General features: G+C 74.0%; 9 protein-coding genes and 1 pseudogene. 6 read left to right on the forward strand and 4 right to left on the reverse strand.

Annotated elements, in window-relative coordinates:
• From mshD to ICW40_RS07985, 3 genes are all read left to right on the forward strand, one after another.
• On the forward strand, nt 1-599 hold a 599-nt coding region (mshD, locus tag ICW40_RS07975), incomplete at its 5' end, for a mycothiol synthase (protein ID WP_221653301.1).
• 64 nt (nt 600-663) lie between these two features.
• Nucleotides 664-3042 (forward strand): RNA degradosome polyphosphate kinase, encoded by a 2379-nt coding sequence (locus ICW40_RS07980; RefSeq protein WP_260458943.1) that lies wholly within the window; start codon nt 664-666, stop codon nt 3040-3042.
• Nucleotides 3039-4034, forward strand: coding sequence for an NUDIX hydrolase (locus ICW40_RS07985; protein ID WP_221653302.1), 996 nt, complete (start codon nt 3039-3041; stop codon nt 4032-4034). Before ICW40_RS07980 ends, ICW40_RS07985 begins: the two co-directional genes overlap by 4 nt.
• 57 nt (nt 4035-4091) lie before the next feature.
• On the opposite strand, the gene ICW40_RS07990 is transcribed toward ICW40_RS07985, so the two are convergent.
• The 4 genes from ICW40_RS07990 to msrB all read right to left on the reverse strand — a co-directional run bounded on the left by ICW40_RS07990 (nt 4092) and on the right by msrB (nt 7154).
• Nucleotides 4092-5093, reverse strand: a complete 1002-nt coding sequence (locus ICW40_RS07990) for an inorganic phosphate transporter (protein ID WP_221653303.1) — start codon at nt 5091-5093, stop codon at nt 4092-4094.
• Nucleotides 5094-5099: 6 nt separating this feature from the next.
• On the reverse strand, nt 5100-5720 hold the full coding sequence (locus tag ICW40_RS07995) for a DUF47 domain-containing protein (protein WP_221653307.1): 621 nt from the start codon (nt 5718-5720) through the stop codon (nt 5100-5102).
• Between the two features lie 391 nt (nt 5721-6111).
• Nucleotides 6112-6711 carry a hypothetical protein gene (locus ICW40_RS08000; protein WP_221653308.1) on the reverse strand — a complete coding sequence of 200 codons (600 nt, stop codon included), beginning with the start codon at nt 6709-6711 and terminating at the stop codon, nt 6112-6114.
• Between the two features lie 32 nt (nt 6712-6743).
• A complete protein-coding gene (gene msrB, locus ICW40_RS08005; protein ID WP_221653304.1) occupies nt 6744-7154 on the reverse strand; it encodes a peptide-methionine (R)-S-oxide reductase MsrB in 411 nt (136 codons plus the stop codon).
• 198 nt (nt 7155-7352) lie between these two features.
• Here msrB and ICW40_RS08010 point away from each other — a divergent pair, with 198 nt between their 5' ends.
• From ICW40_RS08010 to ICW40_RS08020, 3 genes and pseudogenes are all read left to right on the forward strand, one after another.
• A complete protein-coding gene (locus tag ICW40_RS08010; RefSeq protein WP_221653305.1) occupies nt 7353-8645 on the forward strand; it encodes a hypothetical protein in 1293 nt (430 codons plus the stop codon).
• 136 nt (nt 8646-8781) lie between these two features.
• Nucleotides 8782-9360, forward strand: coding sequence for an ECF RNA polymerase sigma factor SigK (sigK, locus tag ICW40_RS08015; RefSeq protein ID WP_308121701.1), 579 nt, complete (start codon nt 8782-8784; stop codon nt 9358-9360).
• Nucleotides 9357-9541 (forward strand): annotated as a pseudogene (locus ICW40_RS08020) (hypothetical protein); the annotation flags it as partial. The gene sigK and the pseudogene ICW40_RS08020, both read left to right, overlap by 4 nt.

Consider the following 9541-nt stretch of genomic DNA (forward strand, 5'->3'; position numbering starts at 1 on the left):
GCACGGCGCTCCTCGCCGCCGTGCGCGAGGACGGCGGCCCGGCGGTCTGGGCCCACGGCGACCTTCCGGGCGCGCAGGCGCTCGCCGCCCGCGCCGGCATGGGCGTCGTGCGGGAGCTGTGGCAGATGGCCGTCGCGCTCCCGGCGGGGGACGAGGTGCTCCCGCCCGCGGGCGTCGTCGTGCGCCCGTTCGTCGTCGGGCAGGACGAGGACGCGTGGCTGCGCGTCAACGCGCGCGCCTTCGCGCACCACCCCGAGCAGGGACGGATGACCCGCGCCGACCTCGAGGCGCGCGAGGCCGAGCCCTGGTTCGACCCCGACGCGCTGCTCCTCGCCGAGCGCGAGGGCGCCGTGGTGGCGTCCGTCTGGATGAAGGTCGAGCCGGGCGGCGACACGGGCGAGCTCTACGTGCTCGGCGTGGACCCCGACGCGCAGGGTCAGGGCCTCGGCCGCCTGCTCACCGCGCGGACGCTCACGGACCTCTCGGCGCGGGGCCTGCGCCGCGCGGTGCTGTACGTCTCGGCCGCCGACGAGGCGGCCGTCCGGACCTACCGCCGCGCGGGCTTCGAGACCGTGCGCTCGGACGTGCAGTACCGCTGACGGGCGAACCGGACGGGCGAACCTGACGCCGCCAGCCACCCACGGTTCACCTCGGGGTGCGACGATGACGTGCATGACGACGGACGCACGCACCGACGCCGACGCCGCCCCGGAGGCGGCCGTCGAGACGGTGGACCAGGAGGAGGAGCGGCTCGACCGGGAGGCGGACGCGCTCGTCGAGTCGCCCATCGAACCGCCGCCCAGCATCGCGCCGCCCGAGCCCGAGGCCGGGCCGGCAGAGGCCGACGGGGACGCCGACGGAGCGCCCCAGCAGGTCGGCACCGAGGCGGCGACGGGCTCCGCGACAGGCGCCGTGGCGCCCCTGCCCGAGGACCGCTTCCTCGACCGCGAGATCTCGTGGCTCGCCTTCAACCAGCGCGTCCTCGAGCTCGCCGAGGACGAGTCCCTCCCCCTGCTCGAGCGCGTGCGCTACCTCGCCATCTTCGCCTCGAACCTCGACGAGTTCTTCATGGTCCGCGTGGCGGGGCTCAAGCGCCGCATCGCGACCGGCATGGCGGTCACGGCGGCCTCGGGGCTGGCCCCGCGGCAGGTGCTCGAGGCCATCGACGCGCGCGCCCAGGAGCTCATGGAGCGGCACTCCGAGGTGTTCGCCCGCTCCGTGCAGCCCGCGCTCGACGCGGAGGGCATCGCGCTCGTGCACTGGGACGAGCTCGGCGAGGCCGAGCAGGAGCGCCTGCACAAGTTCTTCCGCAAGCAGATCTTCCCCGTGCTGACGCCGCTCGCCGTGGACCCGGCGCACCCGTTCCCGTACATCTCGGGGCTCTCGCTCAACCTCGCGGTGGTCGTCGTCAACCCCACCACCGGCAAGGAGCACTTCGCGCGCGTCAAGGTGCCGCCGCTGCTGCCGCGCTTCATCGCGGTCGACGCCCGCGGCCGGCCGAGCGCGCCGAGCACGCAGGCCGCGGCGCCCGAGAAGGGCCCGACGTCGTTCGTGCCGCTCGAGGACGTCATCGCCCAGCACCTCGAGTCGCTGTTCCCCGGCATGGAGATCGTCGAGCACCACACGTTCCGCGTCACGCGCAACGAGGACGTCGAGGTCGAGGAGGACGACGCCGAGAACATCCTCCAGGCCATGGAGAAGGAGCTGCTGCGGCGCCGGTTCGGCCCGCCGGTGCGGCTCGAGCTCGCCGAGGACATCGGTCCGCGCGTACGCCAGCTGCTCGTCCGCGAGCTCGGCGTCGACCCGTCCGAGGTGTACGAGCTGCCCGCGCCGCTCGACCTCACGGGGCTCAACCTCATCGCCGACCTCGACCGGGCCGACCTGCACTACCCGCGGTTCGTGGGCGGCACGCACCGCCACCTGGCGGAGGTCGAGAGCTCCAAGCCGACGGACATCTTCGCGGCCATCCGCGCGCGCGACATCCTGCTGCACCACCCCTACGACTCGTTCGCGACGTCGGTGCAGGCCTTCCTCGCGCAGGCCGCCGCCGACCCGAAGGTCCTCGCGATCAAGCAGACGCTCTACCGGACCTCGGGCGACTCCCCGATCGTCGACGCCCTCATCGACGCGGCCGAGGCGGGCAAGCAGGTGCTCGCGCTCGTCGAGATCAAGGCGCGGTTCGACGAGCAGGCCAACATCTCGTGGGCGCGCAAGCTCGAGCAGGCGGGCGTCCACGTCGTCTACGGCATCGTCGGGCTCAAGACCCACTGCAAGCTCTCGCTCGTGGTGCGCCAGGAGAGCGACGGCCTGCGCCGCTACTGCCACGTCGGGACGGGCAACTACAACCCCAAGACGGCGCGCCTCTACGAGGACCTCGGGCTGCTCACGGCGGACCCCGAGGTCGGTCAGGACCTCACGCGCCTGTTCAACCAGCTCTCGGGCTACGCGCCCAAGGCGAAGTTCCAGCGGCTCCTCGTCGCCCCGCGCTCGGTGCGCGCCGGGCTGATCGAGCGGATCGACCGCGAACGCGAGGCCCACCTCGAGGGGCGCCCGGCGTGGATCCGGTTCAAGGTCAACTCCGTCGTCGACGAGGCGATCATCGACGCGCTCTACCGTGCGTCCCAGGCGGGCGTGCCGGTCGACCTCGTCGTGCGCGGCATCTGCGCGGTGCGGCCGGGCGTGCCCGGCCTCAGCGAGACCATCCGCGTCCGGTCGGTGCTGGGCCGCTTCCTCGAGCACGCTCGCGTGTTCGCGTTCGCGAACGGCGGTGAGGACCCGGAGGTCTTCATCGGCTCGGCCGACCTCATGCACCGCAACCTCGACCGCCGCGTCGAGACGCTCGTCAGGCTGTCCGACCCGGCGCACGTCACCGAGCTGCTCGACCTGGTCGACGTCTCGATGGCGGACACGACGGCGACCTGGCACCTCGGCGCGGACGGCACCTGGGAGCGGCACCACCGCGGTCCGGGCGGCGAGCCGCTGCGCGACCTGCAGGAGGGGCTCATCGCCCGTCAGCGCCGCCGCCCGGCCCGCGACCGGTGACGCCGGCGTCCCGGCCGCGAGGCGACGACGCGCGGAGCGAGGACGCCCGGACCGTCCATGCCGCGGGTGCGCTCGTGTGGCGCGAGCGGGCGGGCCGGCTCGAGGTCGCGCTCGTGCACCGGCCCCGCTACCGCGACTGGTCCTGGCCCAAGGGGAAGCTCGACCCGGGCGAGGCCGTGACCGCGGCCGGGGTGCGCGAGGTCGCCGAGGAGATCGGCGAGCAGGTCGTCCTCGGCGCCCCGCTGCCGGCCCTGACGTACCGCACCGAGGGCCGCACGAAGCACGTGCGCTACTGGGCGGCCCGGCTCGCGGACGACGGCGACCGCCCGGCCCTCGCGGCGCGGCCCGCGGTGCGACCGGTGGACCCGACCGAGATCGACGACGTCGTCTGGGTCAGCACTCCGACCGCGGCCGACCTGCTCACGCGGCGCACCGACCGCCGGCCGCTCGCGACCCTCGTCGCCCTGCACGGGCGTGGCCGCCTCGCGACGCGTCCGCTCGCGGTCGTGCGCCACGGCCAGGCGGTCAAGCGCTCCGACTGGTCGGGCACCGACCCGTCACGGCCGCTGACGTCCGCGGGCTCGGCGCAGTCGGAGGCGCTGGTCCCCGTGCTCGCGGCGTTCGGAGTGCGGCACGTCGTGACGAGCCCGTGGGCGCGCTGCCTCAAGACGGCCGCCCCGTACGTCGAGGCGGCGGGGCCGCGGCTCGAGCAGGTCGACGCGCTCACCCAGGCCGCGCACGACGAGGACCCGGCGGGCGCCGCCGCCGTCGTGCGCGAGCTGCTCGCCCAGCCCGAGGCCACGGCCCTGTGCACGCACCGCCCCGTGCTGCGCACGGTGCTGGGCGTCCTGCAGGACGCGACCCGGCGGTGGACGGCCGGGGAGCTGCCGCAGCGCGACCCGTGGCTGCGGCCGGGCGAGCTGGTTGTCACCCACCTGACGCGCGAGGGCCGCGTGGTCGCCGTCGAGCAGCACCGGCCGCCGATCGGCTGACCCGCACGAACCCCGCGGCCGCCCCCGCCCGGCGCGCGGGCCGGTGGGGGCAGGACGTCAGCCGATGACGGCGTTGAGCACGAAGAACATGAGGGCGGCGACGGTGGCGGCGGCCGGGATCGTGAGCACCCAGGCGATCGCGATGTTGCCCGCGACACCCCAGCGCACGGCCGAGAGCCGCTTCGTCGCGCCGACGCCCATGATCGCCGAGGTGATCGTCTGCGTGGTCGAGATGGGTGCCTGGAAGACGAACGCCGTCGTGTAGAGCACCGACGCGGCGACGGACTCGGCCACGAAGCCACGGGCCGGGTCAAGCTCGATGACCTTGCGGCCGAGCGTGCGCATGATGCGCCAGCCGCCCGCGTACGTGCCCGCGCTGATCGCGAGCGCCGCGGAGATCTTGACCCACAGCGGGATCTCGTGGGTCTGCTGGAAGCCGCCCGCGACGAGGGCGAGGACGATGACGCCCATCGTCTTCTGCGCGTCCTGGAGCCCGTGACCGAGCGCCATGGCCGCGGCCGACGCCGTCTGCGCGATGCGGAACCGGCGCGTGACCTTGTGCGGGTTCGCGTTCCGGAACAGCCAGAGCAGCCCGACCATGAGGAGGAACGCGAGGCCGAACCCGACGAGCGGCGAGAGCAGCATCGGGATGACCACCTTGTTGAGGATGACCTCCCAGTGCACGGTGATGCCCGACGCCAGGCCGACGCCCGTCAGCGCGCCGATGAGCGCGTGCGAGGACGACGACGGCATGCCGAACCACCACGTGATGAGGTTCCACACGATCGCGCCGATCACGGCCGCGAGGACCATGATCAGGCCGGTGTGCGGCGGGCGTTCGCCGATGTCGATGATGCCGCTGCCGATGGTCTCGGCGATGCCGGTGCCGAGCAGGGCGCCGATCATGTTGAACACGGCCGCCATGATCAGCGCCGCACGCGGCGTCAGGGCGCGCGTCGAGACCGAGGTCGCGATCGCGTTGGCGGCGTCGTGGAATCCGTTGGTGTAGTCGAAGCCGAGCGCGAAGGCGACGACGACGACGACGAGCGCGATCTCCACCGGGGCTCAGGACTCCTTGAGCGCGATGGTCTCGACGTGGTTCGCGACCTTCTCGAACGAGTCGGCGGCGGCCTCGAGCGCGTCGACGACCTCCTTGAGCTTCATGAGCTCGATCGCGTCCGTGCCGTCGTTGAACATCTCGGCGAGGAGCTTGCGGTACGTGCGGTCCGCCTGGTTCTCGAGCCGGTTGACCTCGACCCAGTACTCGGCGAGGTCCTTCATCGAGCGCAGGCGCGGCATGGCGTCCGCCGTGAGCTCCGCGCACCGGCGCAGCACGTCGACCTGGTCGTTGACCAGCGCCGGGAGCGCGTCGAGCTTGTAGAGCACGATGAGGTCGCCGGCCTCCTCCATGGAGTCCATGCAGTCGTCGAGGCCCGACGCGAGGCGGTAGATGTCGTCGCGGTCGAACGGCGTCACGAACGTCTGGTTCAGGCGTCGCATGATCGAGTGCGTCGACTCGTCGGCCGCGTGCTCGGCGTCACGGAGCTGGTCCGCGATCGCCTTGCGCTGCGGGCGCTCGGCCCCGAGCAGCTGGCTCAGCAGGTCCGCACCCGTCACGAGGTGGCGCGCGGACTCGGCGAGGAGGTCGAAGAAGGTGGTGTTGCGCGGAGTCAGGCGCACGGAGATCTCCGTCGGAGGAGGGGGTCGGTCGCGCCCAGGCTAGGGCAGCCGGAAGGTGAACGTACAACCCGCAGGGTGTCGCCCCGGACACAGCGGGGTGACGTACCGGTGGCGATGGTGAACAGCAGGTGAACGGGGCCTGAACACCGCTCGTCGTCGAGCGGCCGGCGCCGCCCCGGAGGAGTACCGGAGGAGTGATGACGCCGGACCGCAGAGCGCCTGTCGGCGCGAAGGCCGCTCGGAGCGGCTCAAAGTGGAGCCCGGGGCTACCGCGGCCCGACGTCGCTCCCTATTTTACTCGCCGTCCTCGGTGCCCGGACCCGCCGCGCGGGTGGTGCGGCCGTCGGCCTCGTGACCCGGTGCCCGCGCGTTCGTCACCCGACCCCGCCCGCAGGGATCAGTCGAGGACGCCCGTGCGCCACAGGGCCGCGGCGTGCTCGAGCTCCTCGGCGGTGCGCACGAGACCGGACGCCCCGCGCGTCATGCGGTGCGCGAGGTCGTGGTCCCGGTCGTGCAGGAAGTCGGCGTCGAGCGCCGAGCCCGTCGCGAGGACGCGGCAGAAGGCCGCGCCACGCTCGAGCGCGACGGCGAGGTCCGCCGCGAACACCCCCGAGAGCACGGCGTCGACGACGTCGGACACCTCGTCCGGGCCCGGCGGGCTGGCGACGCCCGCGACGACGTCGTGCACCTCGGCCCGGGCGACGCCCATGCGGTAGCGCTCGGAGACCGTGCGCGGGTCCCGGCGCACCCACTCGCGCAGCACGTACAGGCGCCACAGCGCACCCGGCAGCGTGTTGGGCGGGCTGTCCGCCCACATCCCCGCGACGGTGTCCAGCCCCTCCGCCTCGACGAGGCTGACGAGCCGCGCGACGATCTCCGGGTCCTCGGCCGCCCGCCCCTGGTGCACGATCGCGTTCGCCGTCGTGTGGGCGACCTCGGCCCGCAGAGCGGGGTCGATGTCGCCCGGGAGCGCATCGGCGGCCCGCGGGTCGAGCATCGCCGGGCGGCGCGGGCGCCGGTGCTCCGACATCAGGCCGGGCCGTCCTGGGCGGCGAAGGTCAGCGAGACCGAGTTCATGCAGTACCGGTCCCCCGTCGGCGTCTGCGGGGCGTCGTCGAACACGTGCCCGAGGTGCGAGCCGCAGCGTGCGCAGCGGACCTCGGTGCGGACCATGCCCAGGCTGCGGTCCTCGATGAGCTCGACGGCGTCCTCCGCCTTGGGCTCGTAGAAGCTCGGCCACCCGCAGTGCGAGTCGAACTTCGTCTCGGCGGTGAACAGCACCTGGCCGCACGCCCGGCAGGCGTAGGTCCCCACGCGCTTCTCGTCGAGCAGCTCGCCCGTCCACGGACGCTCCGTGCCTGCCTGACGCAGCACGGCGTACTCCTCGGGCGACAGCTCCCGGCGCCACTCGTCCTCGGACCTCGTGACCTCGTACCCCATCGCTGACCTCCTCCTCGCGCGGACGTCGTCGAGCGTACGTCCGCCGTCCGACGCCCGCGTGCCCGGGTGCCGGGTCGACGGGCGGACGTCGCACGGGTGCAACACCGGACGAGCCCGGACCCATCCACCGGGGCCGCCGCTCCGAACCACCCCCGACAGCCGATCAGGACGAACCCCTCGAACGACCAGGAGCAGACCATGCGCACACGCACCACCACCCGCAAGGCCGCCGTCGTCGCAGCAGTCGCTGCGACCCTCGCCCTCACGGCGTGCTCGCCCGAGGCGCCCGCCGAGGAGACGACGACGCAGGCGCCCGAGAGCGGCGGCGACGAGATGGACATGGACATGGACGCCGCCGGGCTGATGCCCATGAGCACGGGCGACCCGTTCGCCGACGCGCGCACGGCCGCGCAGCACATGCCGGAGACGGCGCTGACCCTCGCGACCGGGCTCGCCGCCGCGACCGGCACCGAGGGCGACGTCGCGTCCGCGGCCGCCGACCTGCGCTCGGACCTCACCGCCCTGCTCCAGGAGCACGTGTACCTCGCGGGCATGACGGTCGCCACGGCCTACACGGCCGGCGTGGACTCGCCCGAGGTCGAGGCCGCCGCCGCGACGCTCGACGCCAACTCGGTCGACCTCAGCAAGGCCATCGGCTCGCTCGCCGGAGCCGAGAACGAGGAGGCCTTCCTCGAGCTGTGGCGCGCGCACGTCGGCTGGTTCGTCGACTACGCCGTCGCGGTCAAGACCGGCGACCAGGCCGGCAAGGACGCGGCGCTCGCGAACCTGCAGGGCTACACGGTCGACGCGGGCGCCTTCTTCGAGCAGGTCAGCGCGGGCAACCTCCCCGCCGCCGCGATCAGCGAGTCGCTCGGGATGCACATCACCACGCTCAGCGCCGCGATCGACGCGCTCGCCGCGGGTGACACGACGGCCTACGCGAAGCTCCAGGACGCGTCCGAGCACGTCGCCATGGCGGCGAGCACGATCGCGGGCGGCTTCGACGCCGCGCTCGACCTCGAGGGCGACCCGGCCGACCCGGCGTCGACCCTGCGTGCAGGCCTGACGCAGCTGCTCCAGGAGCACGTCTACCTCGCTGGCATCAGCGTGTTCACGGCCTACACGGCCGAGGCCGGCGTGGAGTCCCCGGCATTCGCGGCCGCCGCGGGTGAGCTCGACGCGAACTCCGTGGCGCTGTCCGAGGCCGTCGGGTCGCTCGCCGGGCCCGAGAAGGCCGACGACTTCCTGGCGCTGTGGCGCGAGCACATCGGGTTCTTCGTCGACTACGCGGTCGCCGCTGCCGGCGAGGACACCGAGGGCACGACGTCGGCCCTCGAGGCGCTCGACGGCTACCGCCCGGCGGCCGGCGCGTTCTTCGACGAGGTGAGCGGCGGGGAGCTCCCGGCCGACGCCGTCGCCGAGGAGCTCGGGCACCACGTCGAGACGCTCGCCGGTGCGATCGACTCGCTGAAGGCCGCGCTCGTCGGCTGACCTGACCAGCCGGCGACGTGGCGGGGGTACCGGTCGGGAGGTCCCGACCGGTACCCCCGACGCCGGCGTCCTCGACGCGGGCGGCGGCCCGGCCCCCGACGCGAAGGTGGGGTCCCCGGCTGGCAGACTGGCCGCCGTGGCCACTCCCCCGGGCGCTGATGCGGCCACCGGTCTCGACGCCGAGGCGCTGATGCCGGCCGTCGCGCGCGGGGACCAGCAGGCCTTCGCCGCCCTGTACGACGTCGTCTCGGGTGCAGTCCACGGGGTGGCCCGCGCCGTGCTGCGGGACCCCGACCACGCGGCCGAGGTGACCCAGGAGGTCATGCTCGAGGTGTGGCGTACGGCGGCCCGCTACGACCGCGCCCAGGGCAGCGTCCGGACCTGGGTGCTCACGCTGGCCCACCGCCGAGCCGTGGACCGCGTCCGGGCCGTCCAGGCCCAGCGTGACCGCGACCAGCGCGTGCTGGACGGGGAGCACGGCCGACCGTTCGACGTCGTCTCGGAGGAGGTGGAGGACGCCATGGAGCGCACGCGCGTCCGGGGGTGCCTGGGCACCCTCACCGAGACCCAGCGCGACGCCGTCGTGCTCGCCTACTACGGCGGGCGCACCTACCGCGAGGTCGCCGAGGAGCTCGGGGCGGCTCTCCCGACGGTCAAGAGCCGCATCCGCGACGGCCTGCTGCGGCTGCGCGACTGCCTGGGGGTGGCGGCATGAGCACCGGTCCCCGGGAGGACGGCGAGGTCCGCGACCTCCTCGGCGCGTACGCGCTGGACGCCGTCGACGACCTCGAGCGCCGCGCCGTCGAGCGTCTCGTCGCGCGGGACCCGGAGGCCGCGGCCGAGCTCGCGGAGCTGCGCGCCACGGCGGCCGAGCTCGGGGCGGCGTCCGCGTCGCC

It is taken from the genome of Actinotalea ferrariae, from assembly GCF_019733465.1.
Taxonomy (GTDB): domain Bacteria; phylum Actinomycetota; class Actinomycetes; order Actinomycetales; family Cellulomonadaceae; genus Actinotalea; species Actinotalea ferrariae_A.